The organism is Nosocomiicoccus massiliensis (assembly GCF_002871345.2).
Taxonomy (GTDB): domain Bacteria; phylum Bacillota; class Bacilli; order Staphylococcales; family Salinicoccaceae; genus Nosocomiicoccus; species Nosocomiicoccus ampullae_A.
The window spans coordinates 843,923-859,541 of record NZ_CP136964.1; the positions used below are offsets into that span (position 1 = coordinate 843,923).

Annotated in this window: 17 protein-coding genes; 2 read left to right on the top strand and 15 right to left on the bottom strand. The window is 35.7% G+C overall.

Annotated features, from left to right (window positions below):
* Window positions 1–27: 27 nt before the first annotated feature.
* The 14 genes from CJ229_RS04515 to CJ229_RS04580 form a co-directional block, all read right to left on the bottom strand.
* Complete coding sequence (locus tag CJ229_RS04515; RefSeq protein ID WP_317846508.1) at window positions 28–2,166, bottom strand: Tex family protein; 2,139 nt, start codon at window positions 2,164–2,166, stop codon at window positions 28–30.
* Between the two features lie 42 nt (window positions 2,167–2,208).
* Entirely contained in the window at window positions 2,209–2,991 is a 783-nt protein-coding gene (gene sigB, locus CJ229_RS04520; RefSeq protein WP_040928273.1) for an RNA polymerase sigma factor SigB, read from the bottom strand.
* The gene (rsbW, locus tag CJ229_RS04525) at window positions 2,972–3,439 is read right to left on the bottom strand and encodes an anti-sigma B factor RsbW (RefSeq protein ID WP_102167608.1); all 468 of its coding nucleotides are present in this window, start codon (window positions 3,437–3,439) and stop codon (window positions 2,972–2,974) included. Before rsbW ends, sigB begins: the two co-directional genes overlap by 20 nt.
* A complete protein-coding gene (locus CJ229_RS04530; RefSeq protein WP_068128511.1) occupies window positions 3,432–3,764 on the bottom strand; it encodes an STAS domain-containing protein in 333 nt (110 codons plus the stop codon). Before CJ229_RS04530 ends, rsbW begins: the two co-directional genes overlap by 8 nt.
* A 70-nt stretch (window positions 3,765–3,834) precedes the next feature.
* Entirely contained in the window at window positions 3,835–4,848 is a 1,014-nt protein-coding gene (locus CJ229_RS04535; RefSeq protein WP_083314932.1) for a SpoIIE family protein phosphatase, read from the bottom strand.
* Between the two features lie 36 nt (window positions 4,849–4,884).
* Window positions 4,885–5,268 (bottom strand): type II toxin-antitoxin system PemK/MazF family toxin, encoded by a 384-nt coding sequence (locus CJ229_RS04540; RefSeq protein ID WP_068128513.1) that lies wholly within the window; start codon window positions 5,266–5,268, stop codon window positions 4,885–4,887.
* Complete coding sequence (locus CJ229_RS04545; protein ID WP_068128515.1) at window positions 5,269–5,454, bottom strand: hypothetical protein; 186 nt, start codon at window positions 5,452–5,454, stop codon at window positions 5,269–5,271.
* 68 nt (window positions 5,455–5,522) lie between these two features.
* Window positions 5,523–6,665, bottom strand: coding sequence for an alanine racemase (gene alr, locus CJ229_RS04550; RefSeq protein WP_102167609.1), 1,143 nt, complete (start codon window positions 6,663–6,665; stop codon window positions 5,523–5,525).
* 13 nt (window positions 6,666–6,678) lie between these two features.
* A complete protein-coding gene (gene acpS / locus CJ229_RS04555) occupies window positions 6,679–7,032 on the bottom strand; it encodes a holo-ACP synthase (RefSeq protein WP_306452471.1) in 354 nt (117 codons plus the stop codon).
* Window positions 7,016–7,525 carry a PH domain-containing protein gene (locus CJ229_RS04560; protein WP_068128521.1) on the bottom strand — a complete coding sequence of 170 codons (510 nt, stop codon included), beginning with the start codon at window positions 7,523–7,525 and terminating at the stop codon, window positions 7,016–7,018. The genes acpS and CJ229_RS04560 overlap by 17 nt, the downstream gene beginning before the upstream one ends.
* Window positions 7,509–9,038: a PH domain-containing protein gene (locus CJ229_RS04565; protein ID WP_102167610.1), complete on the bottom strand. Its 1,530-nt coding sequence runs from the start codon at window positions 9,036–9,038 to the stop codon at window positions 7,509–7,511. Before CJ229_RS04565 ends, CJ229_RS04560 begins: the two co-directional genes overlap by 17 nt.
* Window positions 9,031–9,498 carry a PH domain-containing protein gene (locus CJ229_RS04570; RefSeq protein ID WP_102167611.1) on the bottom strand — a complete coding sequence of 156 codons (468 nt, stop codon included), beginning with the start codon at window positions 9,496–9,498 and terminating at the stop codon, window positions 9,031–9,033. Before CJ229_RS04570 ends, CJ229_RS04565 begins: the two co-directional genes overlap by 8 nt.
* An 80-nt stretch (window positions 9,499–9,578) precedes the next feature.
* Entirely contained in the window at window positions 9,579–11,048 is a 1,470-nt protein-coding gene (locus CJ229_RS04575) for a DEAD/DEAH box helicase (RefSeq protein WP_070457013.1), read from the bottom strand.
* A gap of 85 nt (window positions 11,049–11,133) precedes the next feature.
* On the bottom strand, window positions 11,134–12,474 hold the full coding sequence (locus tag CJ229_RS04580) for a UDP-N-acetylmuramoyl-tripeptide--D-alanyl-D-alanine ligase (protein WP_317846509.1): 1,341 nt from the start codon (window positions 12,472–12,474) through the stop codon (window positions 11,134–11,136).
* Between the two features lie 86 nt (window positions 12,475–12,560).
* On the opposite strand from CJ229_RS04580, the gene CJ229_RS04585 reads away from it, so the two are divergent.
* A complete protein-coding gene (locus CJ229_RS04585) occupies window positions 12,561–13,763 on the top strand; it encodes an FtsW/RodA/SpoVE family cell cycle protein (RefSeq protein WP_068128530.1) in 1,203 nt (400 codons plus the stop codon).
* A 33-nt stretch (window positions 13,764–13,796) separates the two neighbouring features.
* Here CJ229_RS04585 and CJ229_RS04590 read toward each other — a convergent pair whose 3' ends face one another.
* Window positions 13,797–13,946 (bottom strand): Lmo0850 family protein, encoded by a 150-nt coding sequence (locus CJ229_RS04590; RefSeq protein ID WP_168161304.1) that lies wholly within the window; start codon window positions 13,944–13,946, stop codon window positions 13,797–13,799.
* Window positions 13,947–14,096: 150 nt separating this feature from the next.
* On the opposite strand from CJ229_RS04590, the gene cls reads away from it, so the two are divergent.
* Window positions 14,097–15,584, top strand: a complete 1,488-nt coding sequence (cls, locus tag CJ229_RS04595; protein ID WP_257993698.1) for a cardiolipin synthase — start codon at window positions 14,097–14,099, stop codon at window positions 15,582–15,584.
* The last annotated feature ends 35 nt before the right edge of the window (window positions 15,585–15,619 follow it).

Here is a 15,619-nt window from a genome sequence, read left to right on the forward strand (position 1 = left end):
TGAAGCAAATGCTTCACTCTTTTTTAATTACTTTTTCATCGTTAATGATATTCTATTTTTCTTTTCGTCTACTGATAAAACAGAGACTTCAACAATATCTCCACTACTTACAACGTCGAGCGGATGTTTTACATATCGATTAGCTAGTTGTGAAATATGGACAAGTCCATCTTGGCCGACTCCGATGTCAACGAATGCTCCGAAGTCTGTAACATTTCTTACTGTTCCAGATAGCTTCATACCTTCTTTTAAATCCGAAAGTTCTAACACGTCGCTTTTTAAAATCGGTGTATCGTACTTATCTCGGATGTCTCTTAAAGGCGCAATTAAACTATCGATAATATCGTTTAATGTCGGAAGTCCGATATCATTTTCTTCACTATATTTACGTTTATCGAGTGTATTTAACTTTTCCTTAATACTCTCTTCACCGAGCTCATCTATCGATGCACCAACTGATTTTAGTAATGCATATGTGTTTTTATATTGCTCCGGGTGAATTGGCGTTTGGTCGAGTGGTTCTTCTCCACCGACAATTCTTAAAAATCCGACAGCTTGCTCAAATGTTTTCGGTCCTAGTCTTTTTACTTTTTTAAGGTCTGATTGTTTTGTAATCCCTTCAGTCTCTCTATACTCTACAATGTTTTTTGAAATTGTTTTATTTAATCCTGAAACGTGTTCTAGTAATTTGTAAGACGCAGTGTTTACATCTACACCCACTTGGTTTACTGCTGTTTCAACAACAAAATCTAATGACTCATTTAAGAATTTTTGGTTAATATCGTGTTGATACTGTCCGATTCCTAATGATTTCGGGTCAATTTTTACGAGTTCAGCAAGTGGATCTTGAATACGACGGGCAATCGATACCGCACTTCTCTCTTCAACTTCAAAATCTGGGAATTCTTCACGTGCTACGTCCGACGCTGAATACACAGAAGCACCCGCTTCATTTACGATAATAAACGGCACTTCTATTTTATATTTCTTTAAAAAGTTTGCAACGAATTCTTCAGTCTCTCTCGATGCTGTTCCGTTACCAATCGCAATTAATGTGACTTTATTTTCTTCAATAATCTCTTTAAAAATCGCTTCGCTTTTATCCGTGTTTTTAGAGCTGTGAGGATAAATAACATTCTTCTCTAAAAACTTACCGTTTGAATCGATAACTGCGAGCTTACACCCTGTTCGAAACGCTGGGTCGACACCTAAAATCGTATGATTTTTAAGTGGTGGTTGTAAAAGTAAACTCTTTAGGTTTTCTTCGAAAATATTTACCGCATGCGTTTCCCCTTTTTTCGTTAACTCATTACGTATTTCACGTTCTAAACTTGGTAAAATTAAACGTTTTAAACTATCGTCGATCGTTTCTTCTATCAATTGCTTTGTTTTACTTTTTTCTTTTAATTCTTGACGGTATAAATAACTCGTAATTTTATCGTCATCATGTTGGAAACCGATGCGTAACACATCTTCTTTCTCTCCACGATTCATTGCAAGTATACGGTGCGATGGTATTGTTTTTACGCGTTCACTATACTCATAATACATTTCAAAAATTTGCGTTTTGTCATCGTGTTCCTTTTTCTCAGTCGATGTAATTTCTGAGTGATTTTGAATGACGCTTAATATGTACATACGGTGTTGTGGGTTATCCGAAATTATTTCTGCAATTATATCTTTTGCACCTGCAACTGCGTCTTCTATAGTTTTGATTTCTTCGTTAATATATTGTTCTGCCTCTTTATAAATATCTTTAGCGTCAACATCTTGTTTATAAATCATTTCAGCGAGCGGCTCTAATCCTTTACGCTTTGCTTCTGTTGCGCGTGTTTTCTTCTTCTGTCTAAACGGACGATATAAATCTTCAACACGTGCTTGAGATGTTTGACGTAATATTTGATTTTTTAAATCTTCAGTAAGTAGCCCTTGTTCGTCGATTAAGCGAATGACATCTTCTTTTCTTTTTTCTAATTCTTCTAGATAGTTATACTCATCAGAAATTTGCTTAATTGAAACTTCATCAAGTCCGCCCGTTTGTTCTTTTCTATAACGTGCGATAAAAGGCACCGTCGCATTTTCCTCTAACATATTGAGTACGTTTAATACATACTCTGATTTAATTTTTAATTTACTCGATAACTCTTTAACTAATGTTTCGTTCATAATGTCCTCCTAAACAATAAAACCTAATCATTATGATTAGGCTTAAATATCTATATCTGTATTTTTAACAGAATCTCTCAACTTTTTAAGTGCTGCACGTTGTAATCTTGATACATGCATTTGGCTTAAACCGATTTTTTCTCCAGTCTCTTTTTGACTTAAAGATTCTAAAAATGTATATCGTATAATCTGTTGTTCTCTTTCAGATAAAATCGGTAATAACTTTTCTATAAGTAAACGTTCCTCGGTTTGAGCATAATTATCATCTTCCTCACCCATTACGTCGAGTAACGTCACAGATGAACCTTCGTTATCTGCGTCAATCGAGTGATCCACACTTAACGCATTGTAGCTTTGTCCCATCTCCATCGCTTCGAGTACTTCTTCTTCTGTTGCACCGATATATTCTGCGATTTCTTTAACAGATGGTGATCGCTCTAGCTCATTCGTTAACTCATCTGTAGAACGTTTGATTTTTGGACCAAGCTCTTTAATACGCCTCGGGACATGAACACTCCACGTTTTATCTCTTAAATAACGTTTGATTTCACCGAGAACTGTCGGTACTAGAAATGCTTCAAATTTACGCTCAAAAGATAAATCGAATCGTTTAATTGCACCGAGCAATCCAATCATACCGACTTGTACAAGGTCTTCGTGATGTGATTGCCCTTTTGAATATCGATATGCGAGTGACTCGATGAGTTTTTCATAGTGATAAACTAAACGCGTTTGTGCTTCATCGCTTCCAGTTTCTTGATATTCAGTAATTAAGCGATTAATTTCATCACGTGAAAGTTCTTTTCTAGTTTGTGATTGCTCCATCTTTTTGCACCTGACCTTCACCAATGTACTTCACCATACTAATTGTCACACCTTGTGTACGTCTAACGTTCACATCATCCATTAGTGTCTCAATTAGGAAAAGCCCAAGTCCTCCTTCTCTTAAAAAGCTTACAGAATCAGACTCTTTGTACGGTCCAAGTTCTTTTTTTACCGTTTCATAGTCAAAACTTTTTCCAGAATCTTGAACGATAATTTCAACACGACCATCTGATACCGCAAATCCGATAGTAATTTCATTATCGCTATCAGAATATGCATGCTTCACTGCGTTCGTTACCGCTTCGCTAACAGCAATCTTCGTATCTTCAATTTCTTCGTATGTCGCGCCAGCACTATTTAAAATACCAGATAACGTTAGGCGAACGAGCCCTACGTATTTTGGTTTTGCAGGTATTTTCATTTCTATATATTCATAATTTTTACTCATCTACATTCGCTCCCGATTGCGTGATTTGAATCAAGTCGCTTAGTCCTGTTATTTCAAATAGTTTCATAACACGATCGTTTGCACCTGAAATTCTTAACTCATTATTATACTGATTTAAATCTTTGAGTGTCCCAACAAAAAGACCAAGTCCTGTTGAATCCATATATGTAAGGTCACTTAAATCGACGTGTAAGTTATGAGTGCCTTCTGAGACGATCGGGTTAAATACTTTCTTTAATTCCGGCACTGTATAAATGTCGAGTTCTCCTCCAACTTTCACATAAAATACTTCTTGTGCCTCTTTGACTTCAATCTTAATATTCATAACAGTAATCCTACTCCATTTCAGACAAATATATAGTAATACAATACCCGTATTGATTTTTTAATAAACGTTAATGTAGCGTCTTAATTAAAATACACGTTAAATCATCTTTTCGAGTCTGATCTTGCATACGAGTGAGTTGCTGATATAGATTTCGGACGATATCTTGCGGATGTTCGTCGCGATTATCGCGAATCATATTTTTAACGTCTTCCATATCTATAAAAGTACCGTCGTGCTTTCTTAATTCTGAGACCCCATCAGTGTAAATGAAAATAATATCTTTATCATTAAGTGAAACTGTACTTTCTTTATAGGAAACGCCTTGCATCACACCGAGGACAAGATCTCTCGTATCGAGAGTTTCAAAAATGTCGTCTTCATATCGATATACTAATGCGGGCTCGTGACCAGCACTAGCGTATGTAAGTTCAAAGTTTTTATAATCATAAACGGCATAAAACATCGTAATAAACATATTTTTATTGATGTTTTTTTCTACTAAGTCATTAATTTTCTCTAATACACGGTGAGGGCTATACGTTAAATGTGAAAGTTCTAAAGAGAACTTTAACATCGCCATCGCAATAGATGCAGGGATACCTGAACCGATGACGTCTGCAACTGCGATACCTACTTTATCGTCATATTGTTTTAATATGTTAAAGTAGTCTCCGTTTACTTTTCCTGCAGCAACACTAATTGCACCGAGTTGTGAGTTATCGATAATTGGAATTTCTGACTTTAACATCGTACGCTGAACACTTGCAGCGACTTCTAATTCTTGGTCATGATGATTAATTTGATCGAGCATCGCTCGATAATCACGGTACGTAAATCCGAATGATATCATGACTTCCTCAAGAATTTCTAACGACTTTTTTATTTCTTCACCGTCGTTAATATGTAAATGATTGAGCATTTGAATATGTAAGGATACAATTTCTTCAGGAGAAGTGTCTATTTCAATAACATTTTGACTGAACGTTTGGCATCGTGCGATTGCTTCATCCACTGCATTCTCATAAATGAATAGTTGTAGTATCGTTTCGTATTCTTTTGCAAGTTTATCAATGTAGGTCAATCGTGCTCCTCCTATTCATTAATATGTATGTAATGCTTACTTCGATTTACGATGTTTCTTCTTTTGCTTTTTGTTTGAATCATCGTCTAGTCCAAGGCTGATTTGAATCGCCTTGTCCACTTCTTTCATTTTCTCATCATCTAAATATGTAAGTTTTTCTTGTAACCTAGTCTTATCTATCGTTCGAATTTGCTCTAGCAGTATTACCGAGTTAGTCTTAAACTTATACTTTTCAGCGTTCACTTCGACGTGTGTCGGTATTTTTGCTTTATCAATTTTTCCAGTAATCGCAGCGACGATTAACGTCGGTGAAAACTTGTTCCCCGTATCATTTTGAATAATAACAACAGGGCGTTTACCGCCCTGTTCAGAGCCTTGAACTGGAGAAAGATCAGCTAGGTATACTTCTCCACGTTTCATCTACTCACCATCTTTTTTGTTATTGTTTTTATTTTGTTCATTTTGAAGTTTTTGGGAGTAGATACGTTCTACCTCACATTCAAGATGAAAACCTTCTCTAGCGATTATTAAGTTAAGTTCAGACATCTCTAAATATCCATCTTTCATAGACTGTTCTATTGATTTGTCTAACATATATGAACTCACAATAATCCTCTCCCTATATTCTCTATGCCATTAGTTATATTTTAACATAATAAGTAACATTCTCTGAATTATTTTAAGATTTCATTGGATACGTCTATTTCACCAGATTGTTTGTATACGCGTGGTAGTCGTCTCGTTAGTAAATTTGTCGATTCATATGGTATTGTACCAACATGTTCACTAAAGCGCTCAAGTGATTGTGGGCTATCGTAATGGTTATCAATAACGATGACTTCATCGCCAACTTTAGCATCGACTTCAATCATCGCAGCGTCCATACAAATACGTCCGACAAACGGATGATTGTTGCCGTTCACTTTTACAGTATATCCTGTATGTTTTCTTAATAAGCCGTCGCCGTAACCTATCGGTATCGTCGCGATTTTAGTATCGCTATCGACGATAAACGTCTCATCGTAACCGACAAAATCGTTTTTCTTTAATTCGTGCGTATCGACAACTTGTGTAATAAGTCGTAACGCAGGATTAAGTGGAATTTGCGATTTCTCTTTGACCATTAAACTTGGGTAATAGCCATATAATGAAATCCCTACTCGAACTGCATTTGTAAATTCACCGTCAAACAGTAACGAGCCCGCTGAATTTAATACGTGCACAAATTGTGGGCGTTTTACTGATTCAACAATTGTTTTAAATTTGTCAATTTCTTTTTGCGCACCGTACGACGTCGATGCGGAAAGTGCAAGATGAGAGAATATACCTTCGTACACGAAGTGATCTGATGCTTCTATTTTTTCAATCATCTCTTTAATTTCTTCAACATCATCTGTACCGTAGCGATTCATATGGCTATTCACTTTAATATGAATCCATACGTTTTTGTCATATTCACCGGTATTATGTTTTAATGCCGCTTCAAGCCACTCTAAATTTGGAGCTGTAAGTGCGATGCGATGCTGGATTGCTTTATTTATATGTTCTGGATTGATGATTCCAAGAATGAGTATTTTAGATTTTATACCGTGCATTCTTAGTTCAATCGCTTCATCGAGTGTTCCAACCGCAAAAAAGTCTACCCCATTTTCTTCTAAAAATTGACTTACTCTTACGGCGCCATGTCCGTATGCATTAGATTTCACAACAGCAATAAATGTCTTATCTTCGTGTAGTCGCTGAACTTCTAAATAGTTACGGTATATTCGGTCTAAATCGACTTCAACGTATGCATCTCGATAAAATCTATCTTCCATAATTATACTCTCCTTAATTATCACTCATTATAATGACAGTCGCTGTCGCGTATTGTTTAGAGTGGGATATTGAAATCAGTGAATTTGTATTTACTATATACGGTTTTCCGTCATCGTCGTTTAAAATCTCAATATGTTTAAAGTTTAAAGCGCCAATTCCTGTTCCAAGTGCCTTTGCGTATGCTTCTTTCCCTGCAAAGCGCCCGGCTAAATACTCAAGCTTTCTCTCGGTATTTTTAATTGACATATACTTTGCGAGTTCTTCATCACTTAAAATACGACGTGCCAAACGGTCGTCTTTATTAACTGATTGAATACGTTCAATTTCGATAATATCTGTGCCGAGACCATTAATCATGTACTTCATCCTCTTTAAGAATTGCTATTTCTCTTTTTCGGTTATCTTTTACGATACTTCGAATCATCGTACGAATTTCATCGGCACGATCCTTTTCTAATTCAGGGATATACGTGCCACCACCCGCTGTCGATATACTAATTCCTTTTAAGCCGAATTTACTCATGATTGGACCTTCTGTCACGTCTACATTTTGGATTCTAAAAAGTGGAATTACCGTGTGCTTACGGTTAAATATACCATCGTTAACGATGAGTACTTCATCTGTAAATTTAAATTCAAAATACTTATAAAATAAACTTGGGTGAACCCACATTCTATAGATCAGTTCATATAAAAGAAAAAGTCCTGCAATTCCTCCGACAATCATCGCTGGAATGTGTAGAAAGTCAAAGAAATATGCTAGAACACCACAAATTATAATAACGACGAGTGCGACTAGAAGTCCGAATACAGCTTGAATTCTCCAGTAGTTAATCGCTTTTCTAGATACTTTCTCCATTCTGAACTCCCTTTCTTACATAGTCGAATATTTCATTTGCTTCTTTATACTCTAAATGTTTTACGTCAACCGTTGTAGGTATAAGACCAGACGCTGTTTTCACTTCAATAGTTCCGAGGTTTGCATGCTCTGTAAATATCGTTTGGCGAATCGCGCAGTCGATAATTTTACTGCGTTTAAAAATATAATGACTGCGTTTAAATGAAGATGTCGTTAACATATTTAAATCTCCATTTTCAATACGAACACCGCTATTTTTAGCAGAATATATGCCACTAATAATAGTTAAAATCATTATAAATACACCGACTAGAAGTGCGATATATAATGCAATCATTTGATCATAGTAATAAAGAATACCACTCGTGATTGAAATGATCATAAGCGGGACCAAGAGCGACACTTGGAAATATCTCCTATATGCCCTAATTGGAACACTCGGTTCAGGTCGTTTGATATTATACTCACTAAAATGTTCATTTAAAAAATTATAACTCTCTCTTTGTCTAATAACAGGTGTCAGCACAACGTCTCCAACGTCTTCATCAGAAAAGTCGTTGCTCGTAATTCCGACATATAACGCATGAATTTTAAACAGACGCTCAAATAATCCGTCTTCTCTTACAGAAATATTTTGAATGCGTTTCTTATTAATCGTAATTGTTTTTCTCTCGAGTAAACCGTACTGAATAATAAAGTCATCTTTATGCTTTTTAATTTGGTAACCGTAGTATCTGACAAATATGATGATGCCACCGATAATTATTCCAATAAATAAAATGACAATTCCTATCGCAACCAGAATCGGAACAAATAACGTACCTGCGTGTCCTTGGAGTGATTCAATCGCATTTACAATAATCGTATCAAACCCGAAGTACCCGAGTCCCCCAGCGACAGCTGCTAAAAACATTCCTAGTCCTCCACTCGTTGCGATAAGCAATAGCATTTCTTTTGGCGAAATTTCGTAGACGACTTCTGCTTCATTTAATTTAAAATCTGTACTCTTGTTAGTTTCATATGATTCATTGTCGATTTCCTCATGTACTTGAGTAGAGTCTTTATCTTCTTTTTGCTGATACACATACGTTCGAATCGACTCTGCCATATCGTATTTCACACCAGGTAGGGAAATACTTTCAGCTGGACTTTTAATGTTTACAACTGCAACGTTAAATAGTCGGGCGAGTATTGGTTGAGTAATATCGATACTTTGAATACGATCGATACTTAACTCACGTTCATTCTTAACGAACAGCCCAGATTTATAAATGACCTTGTCTGCTTCAAACCAATAACGCACTGTCCACTTTTCAATGATACCGGTAATAATTAAAAAGATACTGATGATCATTAAGATGATTCCAAAAGCGTTATCTGTTAGTACACCTTCTTGTAATTTACTCGTCACGAGGTTGTAAATAGTCAATATGAATACGTACCAATATCTTTTAAATACATCGATTATAGTTAAAACATAAGATACAGGATGTAATTTATGAACGTTAGACATCACTATCCACCTCTTTTAAACGCGTGATAATCGTATCTTTTAGTTTCTCGGCCCGAACCGTTTCAATTTCTGGTAAACGAACGGTATATGCAGCATTTGTTAATTCTATTTTTGCGAGATTAAATCGTCTTGCAATAAATCCTTTTTCTAATTTAACGATTTGTACACGTTCAATCGGATACAATACCGTTTCTATAAAGAAAAAGCCTTTTTTAACGATTAAATAATCGTCATATACACCGATTTTTGTAATTCTCGTATATAAAATCGGACGTAATAAAACACGAAATACGATATAGAGTACAATTAATACGGCATAGATAATCACTGATAATTTAAAATAAAAATCTAATATATAAGACACGAAGATATATATCGTCGGAAGTAAAAAGATAACTAATCCATCGAGCACTGCTCTAAGTTGCATATACGGACGTAGATTTTTATCGACAGATTCCATGCGCACACTCCTTTTTTAATCTATTATACATGAGTTATTTTTTAATATAAATTAAAAAAAGCGCCAGACGGCGCTCTAAACTACTTCATAAATTGTTTAAATGTCTTCTTATGATTCGATCTGTCACGGTTGTCGCGTTTTTGAGGTTTACGACGGTTGTTTCTATCACCTTTTTTACCGCGATTATAGTCTCGACGTTTTCCACCAGACTGTTTTGCTGTTGCACGTCTTGGTAGAGGCTTTTCAAATGATAATTGAATCGCATCGTCTTCTTTTTCGTTGACATATTCGCTCACAAAAGCAGTAATAATATCTAAAGGATCGAACGTTTCGACTAATTTTCTCGATAATTCGTATACTTCTTCGTCGATTTCTTTTCCTTCGTATTTTCTTACTTTATCGATCATGACTTCTGCTTGCGCCGCTTTTACTTCTTCTTTAAATGGTGGACGTAGCGGACGAATCGGTTTACCTTTCGTCTCCTCAATTAGACGTAAGTAACCCATTTCGATTGGGTTAACAAATGTTAACGCGACACCACTTTCACCAGCACGTCCTGTACGGCCGATACGGTGCGTGTAACTTTCAGCGTCTTGAGGAATATCAAAGTTATACACGTGTGTAACACCTGTAATGTCGAGCCCACGTGCAGCAACGTCTGTTGCAACTAAAATTTGTAGTGCGTCATTTTTAAACTTCTTTAATACTTCGAGTCGTTTTGACTGAGTAATATCTCCGTGAAGGCCTTCTGCTAAATATCCTTTAGCAATTAATGCACTCGTCAGTTCGTCTACACGACGTTTCGTACGACCGAATACGATCGCAAGTTTCGGGCGATGAACGTCTAAAAAATCGACGAATACGTCTAGTTTTTCTAACTCTTTCACAATCGTATAATACTCTTCAATTTGTGGATCTGATTGATTTTGGTTCATCGTTTTTACGATTTTCGGTTCATCCATGAAACGTGTGACGAGTTCTTGAATTGCTTTTGGCATCGTTGCACTGAATAGTAACGTTTGACGATTCCCCTCAGGCAGACGGTCCATTATAAACTTAACATCGTCGATAAAGCCCATGTTCATCATTTCATCCGCTTCGTCTAATACGAATTTAGTGATGTGTTTTAGTTTTAACGTACGACGTTTAATATGGTCGATGACTCGTCCTGGAGTCCCGACGATAATTTCAGGGTGTCTTTTTACCTCTGAAATTTGGCGTTCGATTGATACGCCTCCGAAAATAACAGATACTTTTAACTTTTTATATTTAGAAAAATGTTTAAGTTGCTCGCTCACTTGCATCGCAAGTTCTCTTGTCGGCGCTAAAATTAACGCTTGCGTTCCTTGTCCACGCTGGATTGTTTCAACGAGTGGAATACCAAACGCTCCTGTTTTTCCTGTACCTGTTTGTGCTTGTCCTAATATGTCTCTTCCTTCTAATGCGAAAGGAATACTCTCCTCTTGAATCGGAGTTGGAGTTTCAAACCCCATTTCTTCAAGTGCAAGTATTGTTTCATCACTTACACCTAGTGCTTCAAAAAATTTCAAATGTATAGTCTCCTTTGACTCTTAACTATTATCTCATAATGCATAACTACTTAATGCTATCATTTTCACGATCATTGTACAACAACTATTCACTGATCAGTCTTTCGAGTTTCATACCACGAGATGCTTTTAATAGTATGACCGTATTTTCATCTTTTAACGAATTTAAACTATTCTTTAACTGTTCTATCGACTCGAAATGTTGTGTATTTTCTTTTTGAATCGTATCATGAATCGTTTTCGCATGTTCACCATAAGTGAAGATATGTGTAAAGTTGTTATCCTCATTTATATATGCTCCAACCGATTCATGAAGTTGAGCGCTGTATCTACCGAGCTCTAATATATCTCCTAAAACGAGCACTTTGTTTTTATAATCTAAATGACGTACTGTATCAATTGCACTTTTCATCGATGAAGGGCTTGCGTTATACGCATCATTAATAATTAAAGCGCCAGTCTCATCGATATGTTGCTCCATACGCATATTTGTGATCGTTAACTGTTCTAAACTTTTCTTTACATCCGATTCACTAATATTAAAATGCTTGCTAAGAGCGATCGCAAAGCTCGCGTTAACGGCGTTATGCTTACCAAGTGACGGAATTGAATAGTCAAATCCATTTAGTGTAAAACTTACACCGTTTTTATCTTCTTTAACGTTTGTCACAACGAGGTCATTTTTATCAGTTAAACCGACTGTAACCTGTTCATAAGGTGTATCTTTTTTAACAAGATTTTCGAGTTCGACATAGTCATTGGAATAGATAAATAACCCGTCCTCTTTTAAATCATCGACAATTTCATACTTCCCTTTTGCGATGTTTTCTTTAGACCCTAACTTTTCAATGTGAGATTCTCCAACGTTCGTTAAAATCGCAATGTCAGGACGAGCAATAGATGATAGATAATGGATGTCACCAAGATTATCCATTCCCATTTCTAATATCAAAATATCCGTATCGTCTTTCGTATTAAAAATCGTCAGTGGCATTCCAATTTCATTGTTGTAGTTTCCGATTGTTTTTTGAACGTTAAAATGAGGTGCTAATACACATTCGACCATATCTTTTGTCGTCGTCTTACCGTTAGACCCAGTAATCGCAATGACTTTTGTATTTAACGTATTTAAATATCCTCTTGCGATGTCACCAAGTGCTTTTTGAACATCCTTTACTATAATTAGCGGTGCATCAACATCTTCTTTTTCTGATAAAGAAACACATGCCCCTGATTCAATCGCATTCAATATAAAATCATGTCCATCGACATTTTCACCGACAAACGGTGCAAACAAATTATTTGTATCAATCGTTCTCGTATCGATTGAAACTCCGTGAATCTTTGTATTTTCAATTTCTTTTGCTTGATTGTTTAGCTTGCCTCCGCATAGTTCGGAGATTTTTTTAATTGTTAATGATATCATGATATTCATTCCTATAATTTTAATAAAATACTGTTATAATTATTAGATGGACATAAGTCCTACATATTAGATTACCACAGATTTAGGTGAAGCTATTGAATCAAAAAAAGTATTCCCGTCAAAATTTAAATATATTAGCTCGTATTGATTGGACACTTATTTTTATACTTATTATGCTCGCAGCGATCAGCATACTCATTATTAGCAGTGCGATGACGAGCGAACAGTATTCAACAAATTTCGCTCAACGACAACTATTATTTTACTTATTTGGATTTTTAATTGCATTTATTTTAATGCTCATTCCGTTCCATTTTTATAAAGATTATATATGGGGTATATATGCTTTTGGTATTTTGAGTTTAGTGTTTCTACACTTTTCTCCATTTGAAAGTATTACTCCAATTATTAACGGTGCAAAAAGTTGGTATCAGTTCGGTTTTTTTAGTGTTCAGCCTTCTGAATTTATGAAAATCATATATATTATGGCACTTGCATACGTCATCAGCCAACATAACAAATATAAGATTGAAGACGACTTATCATTAGACGTTAAATTACTCGGTAAAATGGCAGTTGTTTCCGCATTACCAATGTTGTTAGTACTATTACAAAACGACTTAGGAACGACACTCGTCATGGTTGCGATATTCTTTGGAATGGTCCTCATATCTGGGATTAGTTGGTGGCTTATTTTACCCGTCGTATTTGTCGTTACGACAGTCGGTGTGTCACTGATACTCGGTATTTTATATCGACCAGATTTAATCGATAAACTCGGAGTACACGCGTATCAATTCGATAGAATTTACTCTTGGCTACAACCAGAAAAATACATTTCTGACAGTGGTTTCCAACTGATGAACTCACTCATTTCAATCGGATCAGGTGGAATTACAGGTCGTGGCTATAAGGACGGTATAATTTATATTCCTGAAAACCACACGGACTTTATATTTACAATCGTCGGTGAAGAGTTCGGTTTTATTGGAACGACTTTTGTAGTCATCGTATTACTCTCATTATTACTACGACTGTTTAGAATTTCACTGTTAACACACGACAGTTTCGGTGGATACTTTATAATCGGATTTTTATCGTTACTGTTTTTCCATATATTCCAAAATATCGGAATGACGATTCAACTCGTACCGATCACTGGATTACCGTTACCATTTTTAAGTTACGGTGGTAGTGGTTTATGGGCAAACATGGTCGGAATTGGTATTGTACTTAGTATTTATTTTTATGAATTATCTGGTAAAAAAGAAGCTCGATTTAACAAATAAAAACGCAAGCAGCTCAGTGAGCTGTTTGCGTTTTTAAATATTATTCTCGTTTAATCTTAACTGTTCTACTTTCGAAATACGATTCATAATTTCTAGTCTTGAAGGGGCAACAGATACTTTGATGCCAAGTTCTTTCAATACTCGAACCGCATCTTTTAGTTTGGATGTGTCATTTTGTTTCATAATGATCTCCCTTCCTATCGAGTTAATTATAATTATACAGACACTGTGGTAATATTACTATAGTTATTCAAAAAACTTTTTACATATTTGTCACGAATACATTAAAAAATTATGAGAGGATTTTTAAAATTGTATTATTTCAGTACATTAATGAATATATCTCAATCCGTTGCTGATTTTTTCTCATCACTTTCGTATGCAACGATTTTTACATTTATCATCTTACTCATTAACTTCGTACTCGCAATTGGTATGATCTTTTGGGAGCGTAAAAGTGCTCAAAGTGTTTGGGCATGGCTATTTGTCCTCTTCTTCATACCAATTATCGGATTTATTTTATATGTCTTATTCGGTCGTACGATATACAATAAAGAAATTTTTAAAATATCCGAAGAAGATAAAATTGGTCTTGAATCACTCGTTACAGAGCAACTCGAAGATATTAAGATGGACAAGCTAACACTTCCGTCAGAAGAAGCTAAAAAACATCGTAAACTGATCCATATGTTATTAAACAATAATCAGTCATTCATAACGTCTAATAACAAAGTAGAGACATTTTATGAAACGACAGAGTTTTTTGATCAGATGATACATGATATAGAAAATGCAAAAGACCATATTCACTTTCAATTTTATATTTTTAGATTAGATTCACTTGGCCAAAGAATTTACGACGCCCTACTTAAAAAGCAAAAAGAAGGGGTTGACGTTAAAATTTTATATGACGACATGGGCTCACGTACTTTAAAACTTAGAAACTTTAAAGAGTTACGTGATTACGGCGGAAAAGTTGAAGCATTCTTCCCAAGTCGTCTCTCTCTTATAAACCCTCGTATGAATAACCGTAATCACCGTAAAAACATTGTTATAGACGGTAAAATTGCATATACGGGAGGTACAAATGTCGGAGAAGAATATATCGGTTTGAGTAAAAAATTTGGCTACTGGAGAGACACGCATATTCGAGTTCAAGGAAACGCTGTAAAATCTCTACAACTACGTTTTATGCTTGACTGGAACTCTCACGCAACGCGTGACAATTTAAAACACCATCCACGTTACTTCCCAGAAATTCCAGTCGTTGGTGATACGACGATGCAAATCGCAGCAAGTGGTCCAGATGAAGAATGGGAGCAAATTAAATACGGTTACTTAAAAATGATCTACTCAGCTAAAAAGTCTATATACATTCAGTCACCGTACTTTATACCTGACCAATCGATGAGAGAAGCGATTAAAATCGCACTCCTGTCAGGCGTCGAAGTTAACATTATGATCCCACCATTTCCTGACCATCCATTCGTATACTGGGGGACGTATCATAACGTTGGAGAGCTTGCGATGATAGGAGCAAGCGTCTACATTTATGAGCGTGGTTTCCTACATCAAAAAGTAATGATAATCGATGACGAAGTCGTATCGATTGGATCATGTAATATGGATAACAGAAGTTACGCACTAAACTTCGAAGTCAACGCGTTTATATTCGATGAAAAAGAAGCGATAAAAAATAGACTTCAATTTGAAAAAGATGCGCTACATTCACGCATACTTTCACCGGAAGTCTATCAATCTAGAAGTAAGTGGATTAAATTTAAAGAAGCAATCGCAAATTTAATTGCACCGATACTATAAAAAAAGCTCCGTTTAGCTATAGCTAAACGGAGTTT

Excerpts from the sequence above, each read along its gene's own strand:
- cls (WP_257993698.1), top strand. The coding sequence starts at position 14,097 with ATGAATATATCTCAATCCGTTGCTGATTTTTTCTCATCACTTTCGTAT.
- rsbW (WP_102167608.1), bottom strand. The coding sequence starts at position 3,439 with ATGAGTAAAAATTATGAATATATAGAAATGAAAATACCTGCAAAACCA.
- CJ229_RS04515 (WP_317846508.1), bottom strand. The coding sequence starts at position 2,166 with ATGAACGAAACATTAGTTAAAGAGTTATCGAGTAAATTAAAAATTAAA.
- CJ229_RS04540 (WP_068128513.1), bottom strand. The coding sequence starts at position 5,268 with ATGAAACGTGGAGAAGTATACCTAGCTGATCTTTCTCCAGTTCAAGGC.
- CJ229_RS04560 (WP_068128521.1), bottom strand. The coding sequence starts at position 7,525 with ATGGAGAAAGTATCTAGAAAAGCGATTAACTACTGGAGAATTCAAGCT.
- CJ229_RS04580 (WP_317846509.1), bottom strand. The coding sequence starts at position 12,474 with ATGATATCATTAACAATTAAAAAAATCTCCGAACTATGCGGAGGCAAG.
- CJ229_RS04530 (WP_068128511.1), bottom strand. The coding sequence starts at position 3,764 with ATGAATATTAAGATTGAAGTCAAAGAGGCACAAGAAGTATTTTATGTG.
- sigB (WP_040928273.1), bottom strand. The coding sequence starts at position 2,991 with ATGGAGCAATCACAAACTAGAAAAGAACTTTCACGTGATGAAATTAAT.
- CJ229_RS04565 (WP_102167610.1), bottom strand. The coding sequence starts at position 9,038 with ATGTCTAACGTTCATAAATTACATCCTGTATCTTATGTTTTAACTATA.
- alr (WP_102167609.1), bottom strand. The coding sequence starts at position 6,665 with ATGGAAGATAGATTTTATCGAGATGCATACGTTGAAGTCGATTTAGAC.
- acpS (WP_306452471.1), bottom strand. The coding sequence starts at position 7,032 with ATGAAGTACATGATTAATGGTCTCGGCACAGATATTATCGAAATTGAA.
- CJ229_RS04590 (WP_168161304.1), bottom strand. The coding sequence starts at position 13,946 with ATGAAACAAAATGACACATCCAAACTAAAAGATGCGGTTCGAGTATTG.
- CJ229_RS04570 (WP_102167611.1), bottom strand. The coding sequence starts at position 9,498 with ATGGAATCTGTCGATAAAAATCTACGTCCGTATATGCAACTTAGAGCA.